At 71.9% G+C, this 22,525-nt stretch carries 23 protein-coding genes and 1 tRNA gene; 15 read left to right on the plus strand and 9 right to left on the minus strand.

The genetic code is table 11. The features are described 5' to 3' along the window. Positions 1–52 precede the first annotated feature (52 nt). Complete coding sequence (locus RKD23_RS19405; RefSeq protein WP_424854809.1) at positions 53–1,450, minus strand: PP2C family protein-serine/threonine phosphatase; 1,398 nt, start codon at positions 1,448–1,450, stop codon at positions 53–55. A gap of 715 nt (positions 1,451–2,165) precedes the next feature. Here RKD23_RS19405 and RKD23_RS19410 point away from each other — a divergent pair. Beyond that, positions 2,166–2,831, plus strand: a complete 666-nt coding sequence (locus RKD23_RS19410; protein WP_424854810.1) for a bifunctional DNA primase/polymerase — start codon at positions 2,166–2,168, stop codon at positions 2,829–2,831. 56 nt (positions 2,832–2,887) lie between these two features. Next, the gene (locus RKD23_RS19415) at positions 2,888–3,610 is read left to right on the plus strand and encodes a hypothetical protein (RefSeq protein WP_424854811.1); all 723 of its coding nucleotides are present in this window, start codon (positions 2,888–2,890) and stop codon (positions 3,608–3,610) included. 315 nt (positions 3,611–3,925) lie between these two features. Here RKD23_RS19415 and RKD23_RS19420 read toward each other — a convergent pair whose 3' ends face one another. The 3 genes from RKD23_RS19420 to RKD23_RS19430 all read right to left on the minus strand — a co-directional run bounded on the left by RKD23_RS19420 (position 3,926) and on the right by RKD23_RS19430 (position 6,539). Further along, a complete protein-coding gene (locus tag RKD23_RS19420; protein ID WP_424854812.1) occupies positions 3,926–4,891 on the minus strand; it encodes a DUF5926 family protein in 966 nt (321 codons plus the stop codon). A 126-nt stretch (positions 4,892–5,017) separates the two neighbouring features. Beyond that, positions 5,018–5,656, minus strand: a complete 639-nt coding sequence (locus RKD23_RS19425) for an ATP-binding protein (protein ID WP_424858284.1) — start codon at positions 5,654–5,656, stop codon at positions 5,018–5,020. Between the two features lie 70 nt (positions 5,657–5,726). Continuing rightward, positions 5,727–6,539, minus strand: coding sequence for a glycerophosphodiester phosphodiesterase (locus RKD23_RS19430; RefSeq protein ID WP_424854813.1), 813 nt, complete (start codon positions 6,537–6,539; stop codon positions 5,727–5,729). A 228-nt stretch (positions 6,540–6,767) separates the two neighbouring features. Here RKD23_RS19430 and RKD23_RS19435 point away from each other — a divergent pair, with 228 nt between their 5' ends. The 5 genes from RKD23_RS19435 (at position 6,768) to RKD23_RS19455 (ending at position 10,212) form a co-directional block, all read left to right on the plus strand. Beyond that, a complete protein-coding gene (locus tag RKD23_RS19435) occupies positions 6,768–8,267 on the plus strand; it encodes a S1C family serine protease (RefSeq protein ID WP_424854814.1) in 1,500 nt (499 codons plus the stop codon). A 67-nt stretch (positions 8,268–8,334) separates the two neighbouring features. Then, positions 8,335–8,421 (plus strand) — tRNA-Ser (locus RKD23_RS19440). 151 nt (positions 8,422–8,572) lie between these two features. After that, positions 8,573–9,016 carry a hypothetical protein gene (locus RKD23_RS19445; RefSeq protein ID WP_424854815.1) on the plus strand — a complete coding sequence of 148 codons (444 nt, stop codon included), beginning with the start codon at positions 8,573–8,575 and terminating at the stop codon, positions 9,014–9,016. A gap of 66 nt (positions 9,017–9,082) precedes the next feature. Then, on the plus strand, positions 9,083–9,424 hold the full coding sequence (locus tag RKD23_RS19450; RefSeq protein ID WP_424854816.1) for a hypothetical protein: 342 nt from the start codon (positions 9,083–9,085) through the stop codon (positions 9,422–9,424). Between the two features lie 161 nt (positions 9,425–9,585). Then, a complete protein-coding gene (locus tag RKD23_RS19455) occupies positions 9,586–10,212 on the plus strand; it encodes a hypothetical protein (RefSeq protein WP_424854817.1) in 627 nt (208 codons plus the stop codon). Between the two features lie 21 nt (positions 10,213–10,233). Here RKD23_RS19455 and RKD23_RS19460 read toward each other — a convergent pair whose 3' ends face one another. Then, entirely contained in the window at positions 10,234–11,082 is an 849-nt protein-coding gene (locus tag RKD23_RS19460) for a bifunctional DNA primase/polymerase (RefSeq protein WP_424854818.1), read from the minus strand. A gap of 369 nt (positions 11,083–11,451) precedes the next feature. Between RKD23_RS19460 and RKD23_RS19465 the strand changes: the two genes are divergently transcribed. From RKD23_RS19465 to RKD23_RS19490, 6 genes are all read left to right on the plus strand, one after another. Then, positions 11,452–11,778 (plus strand): hypothetical protein, encoded by a 327-nt coding sequence (locus RKD23_RS19465; protein WP_424854819.1) that lies wholly within the window; start codon positions 11,452–11,454, stop codon positions 11,776–11,778. Between the two features lie 167 nt (positions 11,779–11,945). After that, the gene (locus RKD23_RS19470) at positions 11,946–12,839 is read left to right on the plus strand and encodes a bifunctional MaoC family dehydratase N-terminal/OB-fold nucleic acid binding domain-containing protein (protein ID WP_424854820.1); all 894 of its coding nucleotides are present in this window, start codon (positions 11,946–11,948) and stop codon (positions 12,837–12,839) included. Beyond that, positions 12,836–13,213, plus strand: coding sequence for a MaoC/PaaZ C-terminal domain-containing protein (locus RKD23_RS19475; RefSeq protein ID WP_424854821.1), 378 nt, complete (start codon positions 12,836–12,838; stop codon positions 13,211–13,213). The genes RKD23_RS19470 and RKD23_RS19475 overlap by 4 nt, the downstream gene beginning before the upstream one ends. Next, positions 13,210–14,352, plus strand: a complete 1,143-nt coding sequence (locus RKD23_RS19480) for a lipid-transfer protein (RefSeq protein ID WP_424854822.1) — start codon at positions 13,210–13,212, stop codon at positions 14,350–14,352. Before RKD23_RS19475 ends, RKD23_RS19480 begins: the two co-directional genes overlap by 4 nt. A gap of 192 nt (positions 14,353–14,544) precedes the next feature. Beyond that, positions 14,545–15,111, plus strand: coding sequence for a SigE family RNA polymerase sigma factor (locus RKD23_RS19485; RefSeq protein ID WP_404036738.1), 567 nt, complete (start codon positions 14,545–14,547; stop codon positions 15,109–15,111). Between the two features lie 163 nt (positions 15,112–15,274). Then, positions 15,275–16,921 (plus strand): long-chain fatty acid--CoA ligase, encoded by a 1,647-nt coding sequence (locus tag RKD23_RS19490; RefSeq protein WP_424858285.1) that lies wholly within the window; start codon positions 15,275–15,277, stop codon positions 16,919–16,921. Positions 16,922–16,976: 55 nt separating this feature from the next. On the opposite strand, the gene RKD23_RS19495 is transcribed toward RKD23_RS19490, so the two are convergent. Then, complete coding sequence (locus tag RKD23_RS19495) at positions 16,977–17,231, minus strand: GntR family transcriptional regulator (protein WP_424854823.1); 255 nt, start codon at positions 17,229–17,231, stop codon at positions 16,977–16,979. Further along, positions 17,228–17,491, minus strand: coding sequence for a GntR family transcriptional regulator (locus tag RKD23_RS19500; protein WP_424854824.1), 264 nt, complete (start codon positions 17,489–17,491; stop codon positions 17,228–17,230). The genes RKD23_RS19495 and RKD23_RS19500 overlap by 4 nt, the downstream gene beginning before the upstream one ends. A gap of 367 nt (positions 17,492–17,858) precedes the next feature. Between RKD23_RS19500 and RKD23_RS19505 the strand changes: the two genes are divergently transcribed. Next, a complete protein-coding gene (locus RKD23_RS19505; RefSeq protein ID WP_424854825.1) occupies positions 17,859–18,119 on the plus strand; it encodes a hypothetical protein in 261 nt (86 codons plus the stop codon). A 24-nt stretch (positions 18,120–18,143) separates the two neighbouring features. Here RKD23_RS19505 and RKD23_RS19510 read toward each other — a convergent pair whose 3' ends face one another. Together RKD23_RS19510 and RKD23_RS19515 are read right to left on the minus strand one after the other, a co-directional pair. Further along, entirely contained in the window at positions 18,144–20,387 is a 2,244-nt protein-coding gene (locus RKD23_RS19510; protein WP_424854826.1) for an FG-GAP-like repeat-containing protein, read from the minus strand. Positions 20,388–20,527: 140 nt separating this feature from the next. Continuing rightward, entirely contained in the window at positions 20,528–21,736 is a 1,209-nt protein-coding gene (locus RKD23_RS19515; protein WP_404036727.1) for an MFS transporter, read from the minus strand. A 206-nt stretch (positions 21,737–21,942) separates the two neighbouring features. Between RKD23_RS19515 and RKD23_RS19520 the strand changes: the two genes are divergently transcribed. Beyond that, a complete protein-coding gene (locus RKD23_RS19520) occupies positions 21,943–22,524 on the plus strand; it encodes a TetR family transcriptional regulator (RefSeq protein WP_424854827.1) in 582 nt (193 codons plus the stop codon). Position 22,525 lies beyond the last annotated feature (1 nt).

The raw sequence follows: 22,525 nt of genomic DNA on the forward strand, positions 1-22,525 counted from the left end.
ATCGTACGGTCGTACGTAAGGTGCCCAAGGCCCCAAGGACCTGTTACCAGCCTCACTCGAAGCGGGCCGCCATGAGCACGACATCCTCGTCGCTGTCGGCCGAATCCAGCCCGTCCGGCAGTACGGTGCGCAGCACATGGTCGGCGAGCGCCTCGGGGTCGCGGCGCACGGCCCGCGGGGCGCCCGAGGCGGCGGCGTGCAGCCGGGCGAAGGCGCGGTCGACGGGGTCGCCGGTGCGGTGCAGCAGGCCGTCCGTGTAGAGCAGAACCGTCTCGCCCTCCTCGGCCTCGATCTCCACGCTCGGCGCCTCCCAGCAGGCGAGCATGCCCAGCGGCGCCGACACCGAGGTCTCCACGAACTCGGTGCGCCGCTCGCCGACCAGCAGCGGCGGGCAGTGCCCGGCCCCGGCGAGGGTGAGCTTGCGCCCGGCGGGCTCGCAGTAGGCGAACAGGGCGGTCGCGGAGCGGGCGGGCTCGGTCAGCCGCAGCAGCAGCTCCAGGTCGGACAGGACGGCGACCGGGTCCTCGCCCTCCATCACGGCGTACGCCCGCAAGCTGGCGCGCAGCCGGCCCATCGCGGCGACCGCGCTCGGCCCCGACCCGGTGACCGAGCCGACGGCGAGCCCGAGGGCCGCGTCGGGCAGCGGCAGGGCGTCGTACCAGTCGCCGCCGCCGAGGGCGCAGGTGCGGTGCCGCGCGGCCAGCTGGACGCCGGCCACGCGGGGGAGGCGGGAGGGCAGCAGTTCCTCGGACATCGTGGCCATGCACGCGCGCGTGTGCTCGACCTCCAGAAGCCGCGCGAGGTGCTCGGTGGCGTAGCGGGCGTAGAGGCCGACGAGGTGGCGTCGGCGCTCGACCGGCTCGGCGGGCTCGTCGTACAGCCACACCGCGGCGCCGAGACGGCCGGCGGACTCGGTGGACAGGGGGAGGGCGTAGCTGGCGGCGAAGCCGAGGCGGCGGGCCACCTCGCGGTGGCGGGGGTCGAGGCCGTCCTCGGCGAGCAGATCTGAGCGCACGATCTCGGCCACGCCGCCGGGCAGGCCGGCCGGGGTGTCGAGGAGTTCGCCGTACGGCAGCGAGCCGCGGGGCACGGTCTCGATATGGCCGAGATCGGCCGGGGCGAGACCGAGGCCGACGGTCGTGCGCGGGCCACGCTCCGCGCCGGGTTCCAGGACGACCAGACCACGCCGGGCGCCCACCAGTGCGGCTCCGGCGCGCAGCAGTTCCTGGACGGCGTCGGCCATGGTGTCGGTGCGGACCAGGCGTTCGGTCAGTTCGTGCAGGGTGGTGAGGTCCGAGACCCAGCCGGCGAGGCGGTCCTGGAGCAGGACGCCGGGGCCGGTGGTGACGGAGGAGACGTCGGCTGCGACGGGCGCGGGCGCGACAGTGTGTGCGGGCGAGGGAACCGTTGAATCGATTCCGGCCACTTTCGGAGGGTGCGGGGCGTTCATGGCGTCCGGCTTTCCGACCGGTTCGTTTTGCTGAAAAGCATCGCAAACCCCCATGTCATTCTGCACCGCTGCAGTGTCTCCACATGTACACGCACTCGTGAGGGGATGTCCAGCATTGTCCTGCCGGGATTCCTGGTGTCCATGTGCCTTCCGGGATGGGTGGACGTTCCTCTTACAGAAAGGCAAAGTTGGCTTAAAACCGACTCGGGCAACGCCCTCTTGCGGTCGACTGGGCTTGCTCGACGGAGCGTCACAGCGGTCGTGATGGGTACGTACTCGGAGAAGGCCAGGGGTGGTTGGGGGCCACCCGGAACCTGGCGACGGACCCGGGCGTCCTATCCACCGACGACCGTGCCCCATCCTCCCGTGGCGGAGGCGGAGAGAACTACGCGGGACGGCAAACGCCAGACTTCGCCACCCCACGCCACGCCCGTGCAGCAACAGAACCGGTACGACGAGTACGACGCGCACGGCGAGTACGGACAGACGAGTACGGACAGAACGGTCGGCACGGCCCCGGTGGCCCGCCGGCAGCATCGGCCGCCGACACGGCCGAAGCCCGACGCTGGATCCGTCAGGGATGATCCCCGTGTTGTTCGCAGGGGTGTTTCACAGGGGTGTGATGCGCCGGCAGGTACGCACAGTGCAGTGATCGACACATGGTGTATGTGGCCCACGGTGTTGCCAGGCGTGCAACGGAAAGGAACGAGCGCTCATGCGCGAGATCCTCGGAAGGCGACGCAGGCTCCTGTCCAGGCGAGGTGACGGGAGGCCTGAGCTGATCGGCACGGCCCTGACCATCGCGACTCAGTGGCAGTGGCCCGTACTTCCCGGCGTGGCGGCCGATCCGCAGGGGCGCTCCCGCTGCGGCTGCCCCGACCCCGAGTGCACGGTGCCCGGCGCCCATCCCTTCGACCCCGGGCTGCTCGCCGCCAGCACCGACGAGCGCATGGTCCGCTGGTGGTGGACCAACCGGCCCACCGCCCCGATCGTGCTCGCCACCGGCGGCCGGGCCCCGTGCGCGGTCAGCCTGCCCGCCGCGGCCGCCGCGCGCGCCCTGGCCGCCCTCGACCGCGGCGGCATGCGCCTCGGCCCGGTCGTCGCCACGCCGACCCGCTGGTTCGTCCTCGTGCGGCCGTACACGATGGAGCAGTTGGGTGAGCTGCTCTACGCCAAGGACTTCGTGCCCGGCTCCCTGCGCTTCCACGGCGAGGGCGGCTACATCACCCTTCCGCCGTCCTCGACCGGCGAGGGCGCCGTCCGCTGGGAACGCGCACCGCTGCCCGGCTCGGCCTCGCCCTGGGTCCCCGACGTGGAGGCCGTGGTGGACGCGGTCGTCGACGCCCTCACTCGTACGGGTGTGAGCGCCCCCGAGTTGTAGGGGTGTCGGGCGCGCACGGAACCGGGCGCCCGTTTTTGCTCGTTATCGTCCCCCTCATGAACCTTCGTCTCCTCGCCCTCGCGGGCGTCGCGGCCTGCGCGATCGCGTTGCCGCTGGCCGTGGCGTCCGCGGGGCCCGCGGGGGACGACGAGCGCACGACCGTACGACTGCCCGCGCATGCCTCGCGGGAGGTGCGGGAGGCGGGGGCGGAGGGGGCGTCTGGTGCCCCCGGTGCTTCTGGTGCATCCAGTGGTTCAGTTGGGGCTGAGGGGGCCAGTGGGGCGGGTGGGTCCGGCGATCGCGCGGCGGACGGCGTCGGTGCGTCCGACGGGCTCGGTACGTCCGACGGGGCCGATGCGTCCGACAGGGTCGGCGCGTCCGGCGGAGTCGACGCCAAGGGATCTGCGGCCGGGGCCGCTCGTACGCCGCTGCTGCTCGGTATCGGTACGGCCACCGCGGCCCGCTGCGGACCCGAACTCACCTCGCCCGAGGGCATGGAGGCGCAGACGTGTGTGCTGACTCAGGGCGATGACACCTGGGCGCGCACCTACTACCGCAATGGCACAGGGGAGCCGCTCCGAGCCGTGTTGAGTCTCATGGGGCCGGGTGCGCGGACGGTCCAGATGCGCTGTGCGGTGAGTGCCGGGGACGAGCCGGCCTCCTGTGAGACTCCCCGGGAACGCACTCGGGCGGAGGCGGCGAGCTACACCGCGGTCGCGGAATTCGCGGGCACTCGCCCCGACGGGCCGCTGCTGCTGCGGTCGGGGAGCAACTCCTAGCACCGGCTCCGGCGAAACCGGTCGGACCGCTCAACTCCCCTTCGCTCACGGCCAGTTGACGCGTGGCGGCGTTCCGTACAGTCGGCCGTGCGACGGTCCGGAGACGCAAAGACCCGGTTGCTGGCGACGGGGGATGCACCAGCAACCGGGCTACTGGAACGGTAACAAGAGATCGGCTGTTCGCAAATTCGATCTCCGATTTTCCTCGGCTATTCGGACACCGATCGGGCGCGCGCGGAGCGGGAATCGGGCGCGATGCCGCCGCGGCCGGGAAGCCGGGGGTGGCTGACCGGTCGGTCAGCCACCCGCTGTGCGTCAGCTGAGCGTGACCTGTCGGTTGGTCAGACCGCCGCGGGCACGGCGCTCCTCCGGGGTGAGCGGCGCGTCCGTCGCGAGGGCGGTGGCGAGACGCTCGGCGAACTCGGCGGCCGGCTTCTCCACGTCCTCGGCGCCGACCCCGCTCGGCAGGTCCCAGACCGGGACCGTGAGCCCGTGAGCACGGAAGGAGCCCACCAGACGGGTGCCCTCGCCCAGGCTGGAGCGGCCCGCGGCGTGCAGGCGCGCGAGCGCGTCCAGAAGCCGCTCCTCCGGGTGCGGCATGACCCACCGCAGGTGGTTCTTCTCCGGGGTCTCGCACCAGTAGGCCGCGTCGACCCCCGCCAGCTTCACGGTGGGGACGGCGGCGGCGTTGGCCCGCTCCAGGGAGGCGGCCACCTCCGGCGTGGCGTTCTCCGCGTCCGGGACCCAGAACTCGAAGCCGCTGTGCACGACCGGCTCGAAAGAGGCGTCCGCGTCGAGCAGATCCTGCAGCCGCGGACCGTCGGCCGGGGCGCGGCGGCCCTGAACGGGCGTGCCCGGGTCGGCCTCCAGGGCGCGCTGCAGGTTGTCGGCGAGGTCGCGGCTGATGTCGCCGGACGCCGTGTCGTTCTGCAGGCCGAGCAGCACCGAGCCGTCCTCGCGGCGCAGCGCGGGCCAGGCCATCGGCAGCACCGTCGCCAGCGTGACCGAGGGGACGCCGTCGGGCAGGCCGCCCTTGAGGGTCAGCTCCGCCGTCGCCGCCGGCACCAGCTCGCGCAGCGCGACCCAGTCGCACTCGCCCGCGAGGCCCTCGAACGGGCGGTGCACCAGCTCGGTCACGGCCTGCGCGGCGGCCCGGCCGTGACAGGCCTTGTAACGGCGGCCGCTGCCGCACGGGCAGGGCTCGCGGGCACCGACGACCGGGATCTCTCCGTCGGTGAGCTGGGGCTGCTTGGCCTTTGTCTGGGGTCGCTTCTTGGCCATCGTGGGGTCTCCCGGTTACGGCGCGTCTCGTACGGGCGCCGAGCCTAGCCGTTCGCGCCGCGAGGGACGGGACCCTGTGGACGACGGGGCGATCGTGGACAACCGCGCCGGTGCCGGAGGGGGCCTTCAGTCCAGGTCGTCGAAGGCGTCCGCGAAGTCCAGCCCCGCGATGACCGGCACCGACGGGGCTGTGACGCGCGTAGCGAAATCGTCGCGGCGGTGCCCGGCATCAGGATCATGAACGGCGTCGTGGACCACGACCCATACGGTGACCTCGCCGCACGCGTCGTCGCGTACGCCCCAGTCGTCGGAGAGCGCGGTGATGATGTTCAGCCCGCGGCCGCCGTGCGCGGTGACCGACGGGGTGGCCGGGGCCGGTCGGGTCGGTCCGCCGCCGTCCGTCACCTCCACCACGAGACGGCCGTCCGGGTCCACGCGCCATGCGGCCCGGACGTCACCGTCTCCGGCCAGGGCGTCGCCCAGGGGCCGGCCGTGTTTGCACGCGTTGCTCAGCAGTTCGGAAAGGATCAGTACGGCGTCGTCGATGACCGATTCCGCCACCCCACCACTGCGCAGCTGAGCGCGCATACGGTGTCTCGCTTCCCCCACGCCCGCAGGGCCATGGGGTACGGCCATGCTCGACGACGTGGGCACCTCCTGTGCCACCACCAACGCCACCCCCGAGACCTCCTTCGCCCCACGCCACGGAGTGGATGCCCCATTGGCCTGTACCGGAAACCGGCCAATACGGTTCCGGTGACGCATTCGCAACGATCGAACACGCAGCGAACGCGCCGGTGCACTCCCCGTGATCACAACGGGCGTGAACGTGTGTTCAGCGGCGGCCGAGAAGCTCCGCCACCGCGCGCGGGCGGTTGGTGATGATGGCGTCGACGCCGAGATCGAGGCAGAGCGCGACGTCCTCGGGCTCGTTCACCGTCCATACGTGCACCTGGTGGCCGGCCCGCTTGAGCCGCTCGATGTACGCCGGGTGGTTGCGCACGATCCGCATCGACGGGCCCGCGATGTGCACTCCGGCGGGCAGCCGGCCGTCGCGCAGCCGGGGCGAGACGAACTGCATCAGATAGACCGTCGGCAGGACCGGTGCCGCGGCCCGCACCCGGTGCAGCGAGCGCGCCGAGAAGCTCATGACGCGCACCGGGGACTCCTCGGCTGAGGCCGGGGAGTCGAGGCCGAACCGCTTCAGCAGGAGCAGCAGCCGCTCCTCGACCTGGCCGGCCCAGCGCGTGGGGTGCTTGGTCTCGATCGCCAGCTCCACCCGGCGCCCGGCGTCGGCGACGAGTTGGAGCAGCCGCTCCAGGGTGAGCACGGAGGTGTCCGCGGGGTCCTCGGGCCGGGTCTCCCAGTCGGGCTCCTCCTGGCCCCGCTTCCAGGAGCCGAAGTCGAGGGCGGCGAGGTCGGCGAGCTCCAGGGCGGAGACGGCCCCGCGGCCGTTGGACGTACGGTTGACGCGGCGGTCGTGCACGCACACGAGGTGCCCGTCCGCGGTCAGCCGTACATCGCATTCGAGGGCGTCGGCGCCGTCCTCGATGGCCTTCCGGTACGCGGCCAGGGTGTGCTCCGGGGCGTCCTCGGAGGCCCCTCGGTGGGCGACGACCTGGACGTGGTGCTGTCGAGCGTGGGTCACCGCGTCATGGTGCCACCGTCCGGGGGTACATGTGACGCCCGAGTGGCATTCCGATCGCCTCCGCGAGGGACCGGCAATGCGCCCGATAAGCGAAGAATGTTCTATATAAAGGATGGCCCTGGACCCACAGGCACCGCTTATGGTGCTCTGACGGCCCGTGGGAAAAGCTGACGGCATACAAAATTGCAGCTGCGCAGCGACGACAGCCGTGGATCGAGGAGAGAAGCTGTGAGCACCGAGAACGAGGGCACCGAGGTTCCCCAGGCCCCGTCCGCACCTCCCGTGCCGGTGGACACTCCCGCGGCCTCCCCGCAGACGCCCGAGAGCACCGCCCCGGCGCCTTCGGCACCTTTGACGCCTCCGACACCGGCGAGGGACCAGGTCCAGGAGGCGGCGTACGCCCAGCCCGCCCCGCAGCCCCCGGCCCCCGCTCATGCCGCTCCCGCACAGCAGGCCGCCTGGCCGCCCCCGCCGGCGCCCGCCTACGACGGCGGCGGCAGTGGACATGACGGCGGCTACGGCGGCGGTTATGGCGGCGGCTACGGCGGCACGGACCCCGCGCCCGCCTGGGGAGCCTCGTACCAGGCGGCCCAGCCGCCCGTCCCGAAGCAGCAGCGGCGCGGCCGCGGCGGGCTGCTCGCGGCGGTGCTGGTGGCCGCGCTGGTCGCGGGCGGCATCGGCGGCGGCCTCGGCTACACACTCGCGAAGGACGACGACACCAGCTCCACCACCGTCTCGGCCGTCGACAGCGGCGGCGACCTCAAGCGCGACCCGGGCACGGTCGCGGGCGTCGCCGCCCGCGCGCTGCCCAGCACGGTCACCATCCAGGCCGAGTCCAGCAGCGGCGAGGGCGGCACCGGCACGGGCTTCGTCTTCGACACCGAGGGCCACATCGTCACCAACAACCACGTGGTGGCGGAGGCCGTGGATGGCGGCAAGCTGTCGGCGACGTTCCCCGACGGCAAGAAGTACGACGCCGAGGTGGTCGGCCACGCCCAGGGCTACGACGTGGCGGTCATCAAGCTCAAGAACGCCCCCTCGGGCCTGAAGCCGCTGACCCTCGGCAACTCCGACGACGTGGCCGTCGGCGACTCCACGATCGCCATCGGCGCGCCCTTCGGGCTGTCCAACACCGTCACCACCGGCATCATCAGCGCCAAGAACCGCCCGGTCGCCTCCAGCGACGGCTCCGGCAGCCAGGCCTCCTACATGAGCGCCCTGCAGACCGACGCCTCCATCAACCCGGGCAACTCCGGCGGCCCGCTGCTGGACGCCAAGGGCAACGTCATCGGCATCAACTCCGCGATCCAGTCCACCAGCAACGGCAGCTTCGGCTCCGGCCAGTCCGGCTCCATCGGCCTGGGCTTCGCGATCCCGATCAACCAGGCCAAGTACGTCGCCCAGCAGCTGATCAAGACCGGCAAGCCGGTGTACGCCAAGATCGGCGCCTCCGTCTCCCTGGAGGACACCACCGGCGGCGCCAAGATCACCGACACCGGCGCGAGCGGCTCCGACGCCGTCGAGCCGGGCGGCCCCGCCGCCAAGGCCGGCCTCAAGCCCGGCGACGTGATCACCAAGCTCGACGACACCGTCATCGACTCCGGCCCCACCCTCATCGGCGAGATCTGGACCCACCAGCCCGGCGACAAGGTCACCCTCACCTACGAACGCGACGGCAAGACCAGGACCACCGACCTCACCCTCGCCTCCCGCACCGGCGACAACTGACCCACGCGCCGCCCCACCAACCCGTTACTCTTGTCCCCGCGCCGCCCGCCCACCGCGGGCGCCGCGGGGAGGCGTGCCCGAGCGGCCTAAGGGAACGGTCTTGAAAACCGTCGTGGCAGCGATGTCACCGTGGGTTCAAATCCCACCGCCTCCGCAGTGAGAACAGCGAGAACGGCCCCCGACCGGACGCACCGGCCGGGGGCCGTCGCGTTGTCCGGGGGCCGTTGCGTGTTTTGGGCCCCGCTGATGTCAGTGCCCGCTGTTACTGTCCGGCCGTTCTCGTGGGGCTGGTTGGGGAGGGGCGTATGGGTGCGTCCGGGTGGGACTACTCGGTGCCGTATCAGGAGGATCTGGGGGCGGCGTTCGAGGGGTTGCGGCGCAGGGTTTTCGAGCAGCGGGACTACTACTGGGGGCCGGGGGACGCGTGGCTGCCGGAGGAGGAGCGGGAGCCGTGGCCGGAGAGCGAGGAGGAGTTGTGGGCGCATGAGCTGGTCCAGCACGACGGCACGCACTCGATCCTCGACATCTTCCGGCTGATCGGGCCGGACGACGAGCCGGAGATCGGGACGGTCAAGCCGGTGACCGAGGAGGAGGCCCTGCATGTGCTGGGGGCGCGCAAGCTCACGCGGGCCGATGTGCCGCGGTTCGAGGAGTTCGACCACTGGCGCTGGTACGGGCGTTGCGCCGTCCTGCACGATCAGCGCGGTGAGCCTCGGGAGATCTATTTCTGGGGCTACTCCGGCGACTGAACCCGGGCCGGGAACTGAGTAGTTGTGCTCATGTGCCGTCCCTGGCGAACCGGGATGCTGGCCCGTATGCGGTCAACGGGGCAACATCCGCGGAGGGACGAACGGGCCCGGCCGTCCGTCGGTGAGCAGGTCGGGGTCTGTGTCGCGCTGCTCGTGCTCGATCTGATGGTCATCGCGTATCTGGTGATCCTCCGCTACGGGATGGCGAGTTGGGGCGACGCCTTCGACAGCGGCAATGCGCCCGACGCGTCCGAGGAAGCCGTGCGCGGGATGTGGATCCTGACCGGTGGCGCGGTCGTCACCGGTGGGGGGCTTCTGCTGCTGCGGTGGTGGATTCCTGGCTTCCTCCAGCTCGCCGTCCTGGGCGCCGGAGCGGTGCTGCTCGGCTCCTACGGCGCCGGCCCCTGAGGCTCGACCGGTGGCCGTGCGTCCCTTCCGGGTGACGGGTTCGTCCCGGATCCGTGACGTAAGGGTTTTCTGTATCGCGGCAGGTCAGGGCCTTTCGCTACGGTCCCCCGACCGACCGGACACGGCCGTCGGGGCCGTGCGGGGACAGGGGGGACGAGACGATGAACACCAGAAGCCGTCGTAGATCTGCTGCCGTGATGCTCGTGGCTGTCGCGCTGGGCGCTGTGCTGACCGGGTGCAAGGGGGACGAGGCCCGGGCCGTCGGGCCCGGCGCCAGCGCCACGCCGTCCAGCGGCGCCGGCAAGGGGGACGGCTCGTCCTCCGCTGTCCCTTCCACATCGCCCGACGACGGCAGCGACGCCCCTGATGCCTCTGGCGCCCCTGCCGGTACGCCCGCCGGTACCGCCACGCCCGCCGACTGTGTCACCAAGGCGCCGTACCCCGAGGACTACGACCCCGACGAGTTCGCGCTGTACGGCTACGAGGAGCTCGACGGCATCACCGACAAGGTGAACCTGATCATCCAGCACGGGGCGTGGGGCTGCCCGGAGCCGGACACCGACGGGGCGCCCTTCGTGGTGTCGGGCGAGGAGTCCCGCTGGGCGCTGGACCAGGGCGCGTACGTCACCGCGACCAACCCGATCGTCGAGAGCACCGAGAACCAGCGGATCGGCGTACAGGAGCTGCTGGACTGGCTGGACGCGCACCCGGACTCGGGCCTGGTGTTCAAGTACGAGCTGGGGGACGACGGGGCGATCCACCGGCTCGACGAGGTCTTCACGCCGTGACACCGGGGTCCGGCCGAGAAGTCAGACCCCCGTCATCCGCCGCGCCGACGCGACCGTCGCCCTGGCCTCCCGCTCCGTGAGCCCGGTCGTGCGGGCCGCGTCCACCAGGGCGTCGGCGAGGGCGGGCCCGATGCCGTTCTCGTAGGCGCGGCAGGCCGCCCAGAACAGGCGGGTGTTGCGCTGGCCCTCGTGGGCGGCCAGGACGAACTGGACCAGGCCGTGACCGTGGCCGCCCCCGGGGCTCCCCGCGGCGGCGCGCGGCGGCGGAAGCAGCAGCCGCAGCAGGGCCGGCGGGCAGGGCGCGGGCGGCAGCCGGTCCGTGCCGGGCGTGGCCGCGTACACGCCCTGGTCCGTGCGGGAGCCGGGGCCGACCAGGTAGCCGCCCGCGCCCCGGATGTCGATGCCGGGGGCGAGGCGGCCGGCGGAGTTGGGGACGACCACGTCCGGCGGGCCGGTGAGCCAGATGTGACGGCCTCCGGAGGGGGTCTGCACGACGACCGTCGGCGGGATCGTGAACAGGTGTCGCAGGGCCAGCTCGCGCAGGGCGGCCGGGGCGTCCTGGCCGGACTTCACGTCCAGGTCGACGCCGATCAGGTGGTGCGGGGGCAGTCCGCAGGCGATGCCGTAGCCGGTGGCCCAGGGCGCGGCGGCGAACAGGGCGCGGATGCGGGCCGGGTCGGTGGAGGCGTCGTACACGCCGTGCCCGAAGCGGCCGCACTCGCCCCGGCAGGGCTGTTCCGAGCCGTGGTGCGGGGAGCGCAGGGCCGGGAGCTTGGTGCGGGACAGGGGGATGACGGCCAGACCGCGTTCCGCGGCCGACAGCGCGTGGGCCAGGGCCAGTGTGACGGCCTGCCGGTCGATGGTGGCCATGACTTCATTTTCGTACGAATGTTCGAGGAAGGGAAGAGGGGTCGGTGCGGCGCGCCCAGGGCGGCCGGAAAGTGCCGGTGAGTGCCGGAACGCTTCACCCCTTGCGGCGCTTGGGTGTGAGTCACCCGAACAGCCCTGGCCTGCGGATCTCGGCGCGGGAAAGGTGCTGAAAGGGGTTTATCGACTTGTCATCACGCTTGAGGGCGAATCGGGGCTTCCGTGATGGTTCGCCGGGGATTCGGTGGGCAACTCTGGACTCGCGACGTCGAGCACAGCACCGAGGCGGTCGGCCAACTGCCTTGGTACAAGCCGTACTTCACGCATGAACGGCCGCACAGGCCGGTGCGAACCTGGTTCTGGAGGAAATACATGGCAAGCATCCGTACCGCCCGCGTCATCGCCGCCCTCTCCGCTCTGCCGCTCGCGGCCGCCCTCTTCTCCGGTGTCGCGGTGGCGGACAACGGCGCCTTCGCGGACAACGGATCCAGCGCAGCCGTCACCAACGCGTTCCAGGGCATCGTCGGCAGTGGCGTCGGCGGGGACAACAACGGCAACTCGTCCACCACCCAGCAGCAGGCGATCGGCTCCGGCGCCTCGAACCAGAGCAACACCGCCCAGGTCGACGGCTCGGCCTTCACCGGGATCAACCAGGGCAACGACAACGTGTCCGTCGGCTTCACCCCGCTGTGGTGGTGAGCTGAGGGGGCCCAGCCCCCTGTGCGGTGTGCTCCGTGGGGTGTGACAGCGACTGCGCGGCGGTGCTTCGGCGCCGCCGCGCGGTCGTGTTCTTGACACCCGTACGTATCTGACGGACAGTCAGAAACTGTCGTGCGAACGGCCCTTGTCCGGGAGGGGGGTACGCCGTGACCGACGACCTGGCCGTACGGCTGAAGGCCTACGAGGGGCGGCCCGCCGTCGCCGGGGCGACCGGCAAGGACCCCGTCAACGCGCCCATGATCCGGCACTGGTGCGAGGCCCTCGGCGACACCCACCCCGCCTACACCGGCCCCGACGCCGTCGCACCGCCCGCCATGCTCCAGGTGTGGACGATGGGCGGGCTCAGCGGCCACGAGGCCCGCACCGACGCCTACCAGGAGCTGCTCGCGCTGCTCGACGCGGCCGGCTGCACCTCCGTGGTCGCCACCGACTGCGAGCAGGAGTACCTGCTGCCGCTGCGACCCGGCGACACGGTCACCTTCGACACCGTCGTCGAGTCGGTCACCGGGCCCAAGTCGACGCGGCTGGGCAGCGGTTGGTTCGTCACCACGCGGACCGACATCCGCGCGGACGGCCGCCTGGCAGGTGTCCACCGCTTCCGCATCCTCAAGTACGCGCCGCGCGGAACCCGGAAGGAGCGCCGCCCGCGCCCCGTGATCAACCGCGACAACGCCGCCTACTGGGAGGGCGTCGGCCGGCACGAGCTGCTGGTCCAGCGGTGCGCCGCGTGTCGCGCGCTGCGTTTCCCCTGGCTGCCGGGCTGTCCGGACTGCGGCTCGCCCGACTGGGACACCGTACGGGCGAGCGGGGAGGGCACGGTCTTCAGTTACGTCGTCCTGCACCATCCGCCCTTCCCGGCCTTCGACCCTCCCTACGCCGTCGGCCTGATCGAGCTGGCCGAGGGCGTGCGGATCGTCGCGGACCTGGTCGGGGTGCCGTACGACAAGGTGCGGATCGGGATGCCGGTGCGGCTGGAGTTCCTGCGCTGCGACGAGGAGTTGACCGTGCCGGTGTTCCGGGTGCGAGAGGCGGCGGCATGAGGGCCGGGGACCGGCTGCCGCCGCTGGAGATCGAGGTGACGCGGACGCTGGTCGTCGCCGGGGCGATCGCCTCGCGCGACTACCAGGACGTCCACCACGACCCCGAGGCCGCCCGGCGCGGCGGCGCACCCGACATCTTCCTGAACATCCTCACCACGAACGGCCTGGTCGGCCGGTACGTCACCGACCGCTTCGGCCCTACGGCGGTGCTGCGCAGCCTCGCCCTGCGCCTCGGCGCGCCCGCCCATCCGGGCGACACGCTGCGGCTGACCGGCGTCGTCGAGGAGAGCGAGGGCCGGCGGGCCGTGGTCCGGGTGAGCGGGGACAACGCGGCCGGGCGGCATGTCACGGCCACCGCGGAGGTGACCTGGTGAACACGCGGGTCGCGATCGCCGGGATCGGCGCGACCGAGTTCTCCAAGGACTCCGGGCGCAGCGAGCTGCGGCTGGCGGCGGAGGCGGTGCGGGCCGCGCTCGCGGACGCGGGGCTGACGGCCGCCGACGTGGACGGCATGGTCACCTTCGCCATGGACACCAGCCCCGAGATCACCGTCGCCCAGGCCTGCGGCATCGGCGAGCTGTCCTTCTTCTCCCGCGTCCCGTACGGCGGCGGCGCGGCCTGCGCGACCGTGCAGCAGGCGGCGCTCGCGGTCGCCTCCGGCGCGGCCGAGGTCGTGGTCTGCTACCGCGCCTTCAACGAGCGCTCCGGCCGCCGCTTCGGCTCCGGCGTACGGCACCGGGAGCCGACCGCGGAGGGCGTGGCGCTGGGCTGGGTGATGCCGTCGGGGCTGCTCACCCCGGCCTCCTGGGTGGCCATGGCCGCGCAGCGCTATCTGCATGTGCACGGGCTGACGGCGGAGGTGTTCGGGCACGTGGCCGTCGCCGCCCGCCGGTACGCCGCGACCAACCCGGCCGCACACTTCCACGGCCGCCCGATCACCCTCGCCGACCATGCCGCCTCGCGCTGGATCGCCGAGCCGCTCAGGCTGCTCGACTGCTGCCAGGAGACCGACGGCGGCCAGGCCCTCGTCGTCACCTCCCTCGACCGCGCCCGCGACCTGCCCCACCCGCCGGCCGTCGTCGCGGCCGCCGCCCAGGGCGCGGGCCGGGGCCAGGAGCAGATGACCGGCTTCCACCGCGGGGACCCTGCCGTGCTGGACGAGGCCCGGGTCGTCGCGCGGCAGCTGTGGCGCGGGGCGGGCCTCGGGCCGGGCGACATCGACGTGGGCATCCTCTACGACCACTTCACCCCGTTCGTCCTCATGCAACTGGAGGCCTACGGGTTCTGCGGGCCCGGCGAGGCCGCCGCCTTCGTCTCCGACGAGCGCCTGCCCCTGAACCCTCACGGGGGCCAGCTCGGCGAGGCGTATCTGCACGGCATGAACGGGGTCGCGGAGGCGGTACGGCAGTTGCGCGGGACCTCGGTGAATCAGGTGGCGGGGGCGGGGCGGGTGCTGGTGACGGCGGGGACGGGGGTGCCGACCTCGGGGCTGGTGCTCGTGGGGGACGGCTGAGCCCCGGGCTGTTTCCGGACGTCATGCCCCGGTCTGTCCTCAGGGTCCACCCTGAGACCATCCCGCACCGCCCTCCACCCCCCGTCCACCTACAGGAGGTGGAGCCAGCCCCACCCCTACAACCTGAGGGGGACCGCGCTTCGGGACCTGCGGCCGATCCGCGTGCGCGACCGCGCTCCTAGCGTGGAGTGCATGACCACACTCGTCTGCACCAGCGCCCCGGAGACGGCCCGACCGGCGGGTCGGGCGCTGCCGTACGCGACGTACCCGTCGTTCTCCTCGTACGTCAGGGCCCGCCGCCCGGTGCTGCTGCGCACCGCGCGGTCGCTGACGTCGAACCCGAGCGACGCCGAGGATCTGCTGCAGACCGCGCTCACGAAGACGTACGTCGCCTGGGAGCGCATAGAGGACCACCGCGCGCTCGACGGCTATGTGCGCCGCGCCCTGCTGAACACCCGCACCTCGCAGTGGCGCAAGCGCAAGGTGGACGAGTTCACCTGCGACGAGCTGCCCGAGCCGGAGCCGCTGCCCGGTGAGGGTGACACCGCGGAGCGGCAGGCGCTGCACGACGCGATGTGGCGGGCGATCATGAAGCTGCCGGCGCGTCAGCGGGCGATGGTCGTGCTGCGCTACTACGAGGACCTCAGCGAGGCGCAGACCGCGCAGGTGCTCGGCGTGTCCGTCGGCACGGTGAAGTCGGCGGTCTCCCGGGCGCTGGGCAAGCTGCGCGAGGACGCGGAGCTGGGGTTTGTCCGCTAGCGGACGGGCCTCCGGGGCGACCTTTGAGGCGATCTCCGCGGCGACTCGGATCTGATCGATCATTCTTCCTAGTGACATACCGCGCGGTATGTGCGCAGAATCAGCGCATCCCTTACCGCCGCGTAGGCAATGTCGCCCCCGGGAGGACGCCGTGCTGAGCACCATGCAGGACGTACCGCTGCTGATCTCGAGGATCCTGACCCACGGGTCGACGATCCACGGGACCTCGCAGGTGACCACCTGGACGGGTGAGGCGGAACCGCACCGCCGCTCCTACGCCGAGATCGGCACCCGCGCGGCCCAGCTGGCGCACGCCCTGCGCGAGGACCTCGGCGTACAGGGCGACGAACGGGTCGCGACCCTGATGTGGAACAACGCCGAGCACGTCGAGGCGTACTACGCGATCCCCTCCATGGGCGCGGTCCTGCACACCCTGAACCTGCGGCTGCCCGCCGAGCAGCTGGCCTGGATCGTCAACCACGCCGCCGACCGGGTGATCATCGCCAACGGCTCCCTGCTGCCGCTGCTGGCCCCGCTGCTGCCGCACCTGAAGACGGTCGAGCACGTGGTCGTCTCCGGCCCCGGCGACCGTTCGCTGCTCGCGCAGACTTCCGCGCAGGTGCACGAGTACGAGGATCTGATCGCGGGCAAGCCGACGGCCTACGACTGGCCCGAGCTGGACGAACGCCAGGCCGCCGCCATGTGCTACACCTCCGGCACGACCGGCGACCCCAAGGGCGTGGTGTACTCCCACCGCTCGATCTACCTGCACTCGATGCAGGTCAACATGACCCAGTCGATGGGTCTCACGGACGAGGACACGTCTCTCGTGGTGGTCCCCCAGTTCCACGTCAACGCCTGGGGCCTGCCGCACGCCACCTTCATGACCGGCGTCAACATGCTGATGCCGGACCGCTTCCTGCAGCCGGCCCCGCTGGCGGAGATGATCGAGCAGGAGCGCCCGACGCACGCCGCCGCCGTCCCCACCATCTGGCAGGGCCTCCTCGCGGAGCTGACCGCGCGGCCGCGTGACGTCTCGACGCTCGTCCAGGTCACCATCGGCGGCTCGGCCTGTCCGCCCGCCCTGATGGAGGCCTTCGACAAGCTCGGCATGCGGGTCTGTCACGCCTGGGGCATGACGGAGACCTCCCCGCTCGGCACCATCGCGCGGCCCCCCGCCGAAGCCGTCGGCACCGACCGCGAGTTCGCCTACCGCCTCACCCAGGGCCGCTTCCCGGCGAGCGTCGAGGCCCGGCTGAGCGGCCCCGGCGGCGAGCGCCTGCCCTGGGACGGCGAGTCCGCGGGCGAGCTGGAGGTCCGCGGCCCGTGGATCGCCGGCGCCTACTACAACGGCCCCGACGCCGAACCCCTGCGCCCCGCCGACAAGTTCAGCGAGGACGGCTGGCTGAAGACGGGCGACGTAGGCACGATCTCCCCGGACGGCTTCCTCACCCTCACCGACCGCGCCAAGGACGTCATCAAGTCCGGCGGCGAGTGGATCAGCTCGGTGGAACTGGAGAACGCCCTGATGGCCCACCCCGAGGTCGCCGAGGCCGCGGTCGTCGCCGTCCCCGACGACAAGTGGGGCGAACGCCCCCTGGCCACGGTCGTCCTGAAGGAAGGCGCCACCGCCGACTTCCACACCCTGCGCACCTTCCTCGCCGACCAGCGCGGCATCGCCAAGTGGCAACTCCCCGAGCGCTGGACCCTCATCGAGTCCGTGCCCAAGACGTCCGTCGGCAAGTTCGACAAGAAGGTCCTGCGCCGCCAGTACGCGGAGGGCGAGCTGGATGTGACGCAGCTCGGCTGACGTACCCGTACGACGAAGCGGCCCCCGGCGCGTGCAGCGTGCCGGGGGCTGTCTGTCATGCGGAGGCTTCGGGGGAGGGTGGCAGGTGGTCCACCACGTAGGTGCCCAACCCGACCTCGCCCCGCGTCCACCCCTGTTCCCGCACGAACTTCATGGCCTTGGCCGCCGTAGCGTTCACCACGCCGAACTCCTGGGCGATCTCCAGCGTCGAGGGCACGCGGGCGCCCGGCGGGTATGTGCCGTCCTGAATCCGTCGGATGATCTCCGCGGCGATCTGGCGCCAGAGGGGACGCGTGCGATCAAGGGTCATGCTGGGGCGTCCGGAGTGGGCGGCAGTGGGTCGGCCACGAACGATCCGCGTGCGCGCACCGTCACGACCAGGCCCTGGTCCCGGAGGATGCCCAGCGCGCGGCGCACGGTGCCCGGGCCGACCTTGTAGTCGTGGGTCATGGTCAGCTCGCCGGGCAGCCGGGTGCCGGGCGGGTACTCGCCGGAGCGGATCTTCCGCTCGATGATCGCGGCCAGCTGCTCGTACACGTACTGCGGCGAGTTGGGGCTGATTGTGTCCACAGTTTGACCGTATGCCGCTCCCTTCCACTGCGCATTACTCACTACTACTACCAACCACTACCTACCGCTCTCTGCTGTCCAGTACGCTCGCTGCAAACAGAAGCGCCCCGGCGGGAAGGGTGAGAGCTTCCGCGCCGGGGCTGAGCCGACTGAACTGGAGTCGACCTGTGCGCAGCCTACTGACCGCGCTCCTGCGGTTTCTCCTGCCTCCCCGCGGAAGGCACCGCGCGGATGTACCCGCCCCGAGCATCCCGCCCCGCACCATGCATGTGCCCAGCCCCCACCCGGACGTCGTCTTCATGGACGGCCACCCTCTGGTCCGTCCCTACCTCGACGCCTGGGACCGCGTCCCCCTGGAGGTCGCCGTATGAGCGCCTCCCGTCTGCGCAGCCTCGGTGTCGACCCGGCCACGGGCAAGGAGAGCTACGCCGTCACACGACCCGGCAGCTTCCTCGACACCCTGGCTGACGCTCATGCCCTTCACTCCGCCGCCGCGCTCCTGGCTGTCGTCGGCGCGGTACTGGACGCGGGGAACGCTTCCGATGCCGAACTCGCTGCGTTCGTACCGGCGTTGTACGGGGCGCTCGGTGAGTGCGTAGAGATGATCGGGCCGAGTACGGCGAGTTGAGCCAGGAGCCGCCCGGCCGCCGTGTCAGGCGATGTGGTTGAACTTGCCCGCCTCGCCCGCGTACAGCCCCGTCGTCTGCCGGGTGAACGGGGTCGTCGCCGAGCCCGTAGAGCGGTAGACGTACGTGCCGTTGGGGCCGTAGCCGATCAGGTCGGGGCGGCCGTCGGCGGTGACGTCGGCGGTGCCGACGAGGTGGGAGAAGCCCTTCCAGCCGGTGCTGATTTTGACGCGGCCGGTGAAGCCGCCCTTGCCGTTGCCCTGGTAGAGCCAGAGGACGCCGGCGGTGTCGCGGGCGACGAGGTCGCCGGCCGAGGTGCCTGCGATGTCGCCGAGGGCGGTGATCTGGTTGTAGATCTGCCAGCCGGTGGCGACCTTGACGCGTGCGGTGAAGGGGGTGGTCGCGCTGCCGGTGCCCTTGTAGAGCCACAGTGCGCCGGAGGTGTCCGTGGCCAGGACGTCGGAACGGCCGTCTCCGGTGAGGTCGCTGCCGCCGGTGATCTTGTTGTAGATCTGCCAGCCGGTGCCGGCCTTGAGCCGGGAGGCGAACGTGCCGTTGCCCTTGCCCTGGTAGAGCCACAGGACACCGGAGGCGTCACGGGCGACGACGTCGCCCGCGGACGTGCCGCCGAGGTTGCCGACCGCCTCTATCCGGTTGTAGATCTGCCAGCCCGTGGCGACCTTCGTGCGCTTGGCCGGGGTGACCTGGCCGCCCGAGGGCCAGTCGAGGAGGTCGTCCCGCCACAGCACGCCGGAGGCGTCCCGCGCGAGGACGTCCGTCGAGCCGTTGTCGTTGAGGTCGTGCGGGTTGGCCTGCCGGGTGACCTGCAACGTCCCCGAGGCGGTCGCCGGGCCGCCGATGCCGTCGGCCGGGGTGGCGGAGATCTGCCAGGCGTAGTCGCCGTTCGGGGCGCTGATGCGGTCCAGGACGCCGTCCCAGGTGAAGCCGAAGCGGCTGCCGGAGAGCGGCTGGGTCAGGTGCTGCGTGAGCTTTTTGCCGGTGGCCACGTGCGTGAGGGTGACGTCCACGGTGGCGTTCGGGCGGGACAGCGTCCACTCCATCGGGACCGCGGTGCCCGGCTTCTCCAGGCTCACCGAGGCCGGGACCTGCGAGTCGGTCACCTGCACCGCCAGGACCCGGCCGGTCTCCGCCACGAGGGTGGCGCTCGGGCGGCCGTCGTCCCCGTCCCAGATCCGGAACAGGCCGTCGGCCTCGGCCGTGGCGCCGCGCACGAGCAGGCTGCCGTCCGGCGCGTGGGCCACGCTGGAGAAGTGCTCCAGGAGTTTGTACGGCGCGGCCGTGGAGGTCTTGATGCTCCGGGCGTACAGCGGGCTCAGCGTCTCGGCGTCGGCCTTGCCCGGGACGCCGTAGAGCAGCGTGTCCTGGCTGATGCCGGCGATGACGGCCCCACTCATGGAGCTGTCCATGGCGAACCGCTGGTGGGCGTACGTCCCGTCCACGACGAGTTCGGTGACCCCGGAGCGGTACTCCACCGCCGCCTCGTAGTCGGCGCTGTAGGCGCCCGTCGACTCCTGCGTCCAGCGGGCGGTGCTCCACCTGCTGCCCGACTCCAGCGTCTGGCCGCTGTCGACGGTCGTGCGCGTCCGCCAGAATTCGGTCCGGTACGTCGCCGAGCTCGGGAACACCCGGTTGCTGCTCAGGACGAGCAGGACGTCGCTGGTGGAGGCGACGACCTTGAAGTCCATGCTGTAGGGGTTGGCCGAGCGCTTCGTCTTCTTGGCGAGCCCGTCGACATGGGTGAGCTGCCACAGTTCGTGGTAGTCCCCGGTGGTCGGCACGCTCACGAACAGGTTCTCGCCGGCCACACCGACGAGCTTCGACCCGGGCGCGAACTCGGCCGCGAGGTCGAAGGAGACCGTGGTCCCTCCGGCGCCCGGTGTCATGTTCTGCAGGAAGACCGTGCTGCCGCCGTCGCCGGTCACGACGATGTCCGACTGGCTGTCGTATCCCACGATGCCGTGGCCGACCGGCAGCACCGAGCCGTCGGCGTACGTGTGCCACTCCAGGAGCGGGTTGCCGGCCTCGTCCTTGCGGGACGTGAGGTAGCCGCTGTCGCCGGTGCTGACGATCTCGGCGTCGAGGGGCAGCTGCGCCACGTCGGCGGCGGCAGTGGCGGTCGCCGACGCGGTCACGGCGGCGGGCGCGGCCACGGCCCCGGGCGCGGCCAGGGCACCGGCCCCGACCGTCACGGCGAGAACGGTGGCGACGCAGGCGCCGAGACGACGACGGGTGGTGCGAACGGAAGCCAAGGAAGTCCCTCCTGATGAACAGAGCGGCAGGCACATCGGTGCCAGCCGCTCGCTCAGACATACGAGAGACGACAGGGGTTGTACGAGCTACGTGAGTTACCCCTGTGACTCCTGTTGCGACTCCTGTCGCCTCAGCCCTCTCACCCGCGCCTGGCCCGTACGGCCGTCAGCCCCCACCCCAGCACCAGCCACACCCCGGCGAGCCCCGCCACCCCGCTCCAGCCGAACCGGTCGAAGGCGGGGCCCGCGAGTGCGGAGGCGACGGCGCCGCCCGCGAACCCGGAGACGACGTAGGCGGTGTTGGCGGCGGCCGGGGTGCTGGTGGAGGTCAGGGCGAGGGTCTGGTTGGCGACGTGCGCGGCGACGAGGGCCGCGTGGATGAGGAGCGCGGCGGCGAACAGGGCCGGCATGACGTGCCCGCCCAGCCAGAAGAGGGGGACGGAGAGCGCCGCCAGCAGGTACGCCCCGCGCACCACCTTGGCCGCGCCGAAGCGGTCGACCAGGCCGCCCGCGGGCAGCGCCACCACGGCGGAGGCCAGCCCGAAGAGGCCGAACAGCCCGGCGGCCGCGGTCGACAGGTGGTACGGCTCCCCGGTCAGCAGCAGCGTCAGCGAGGTCCACAGCGCGCTCCAGGCGCCGAACATGCCGGCCTGCCGGACGTTGGCCCGCCACAGCTCGGGCGAGCGGCGGACCAGACCCGGCAGCGCGGCGATGCCGGAGAGCAGCGAGCCCGTGCGCGGGCGGTGCTGCGAGGGCAGGACGACCGCCGTGGCCAGGCCCAGCACCAGCGTGAGCGCACCCGCGCCCGCGAAGACCCAGCGCCAGCCGAAGGCCTCGCCGACCAGCGCGCCCAGCACCCGCGCGCCGACGATGCCGGTGAACAGCCCCGCTATCACGGCCGCGACATGACGTCCCCGGCGCTCGGCGGGCGCGCGTTCGGCGACCAGCGGCACCAGCAGCTGGGGCACGACCGTCGCGGCCGAGGTGACGAACACGGCGGCCGCGAGCGCGGTGGCGCCGGGTGCGACGGCACTGGCGGTCAGCGCGGCCGTGGTCAGCACGGTCAGGCCGATGACCAGTCGGCGCCGGTTGACGGTGTCGCCCAGCGGGGCGAAGAACAGCAGGCCGAGGGCGTAACCGGCCTGCGCGACGGAGGCGATCCAGGCCACCCCCGAGGGCGCCGAGCCGAAGTCGCGGGCGATCAGGGAGAGCAGCGGGGCGGCGAGATAGATGTTGGCCGCGGTGACCGCGCTGGCCACCGCGAGGAGGGTGAGGAAGAGCGCGGGCGCGGTCCGGGGCGGGGCCGTGTGCGCAGTCCTGGTGGGGGTCGCTGACGTCACTGACGGCATCGGGAAGGACTCCTCCTTCGAGCGCGGCTCCGGCGAGCGGCTCTTCCGAGCGGCTTCGACGAGCGGCTCTTCCGAGCGGCTCCCTTCGAGCCGGCTCCAATAACTAACCAGTTGGTTGGAACGTGAGGTGCAACAGCATGCTCCGCCCGCGAATTCCTTGTCAACCAACTAGTTGGTTATGCGGCCGCCGCCGCTACCCTGTCCCCATGGGAGCAGTCAGGGACCCCGAGGCCACCAGGGCCCGCATCTTCGACGCGGCCGTCGCCGAGTTCGCCCGCCACGGCATCGCGGGCGCCCGCATCGACCGCATCGCCGCCGAGGCCAAGGCCAACAAGCAGCTCATCTACGCCTACTTCGGCAACAAGGCCGAGCTGTTCACCCACGTCCTCGAGAAGAAGATGCTCGACCTCGCGGCCGCGGTCCCCGTCCTCCCCGACGCCATGGACGCCTGGATCGACCGGCTCCTCGACTACCACGCCGCCCACCCCGAGCTGCTGCGCCTGCTCTTCTGGGAGGGCCTGGAGTACGGCACCCGCGAACTGCCCGACGAGGCCGAACGCCAGGACCACTACGCCCGCAAGGTCGCCACCCTCCGCGACGGCCAGGAGCGCGGGATCATCAGCGACGCCATCCCCGCCCGCGACCTGCTGTTCCTGCTCGTCGCGATGGCCAACTGGGCGGCCGTCGTCCCGCAGATGAAGCGGATCCTGGTCGGCGGCGAGGACACCGACGCCGACCGCCTGCGCGCCTCCATCAAGGAAGCGGCACGCAGACTGGTCGCGACGTAGG

Origin of the sequence: Streptomyces sp. SAI-170, from assembly GCF_049739565.1 — a bacterium.
Lineage (GTDB): Bacteria > Actinomycetota > Actinomycetes > Streptomycetales > Streptomycetaceae > Streptomyces.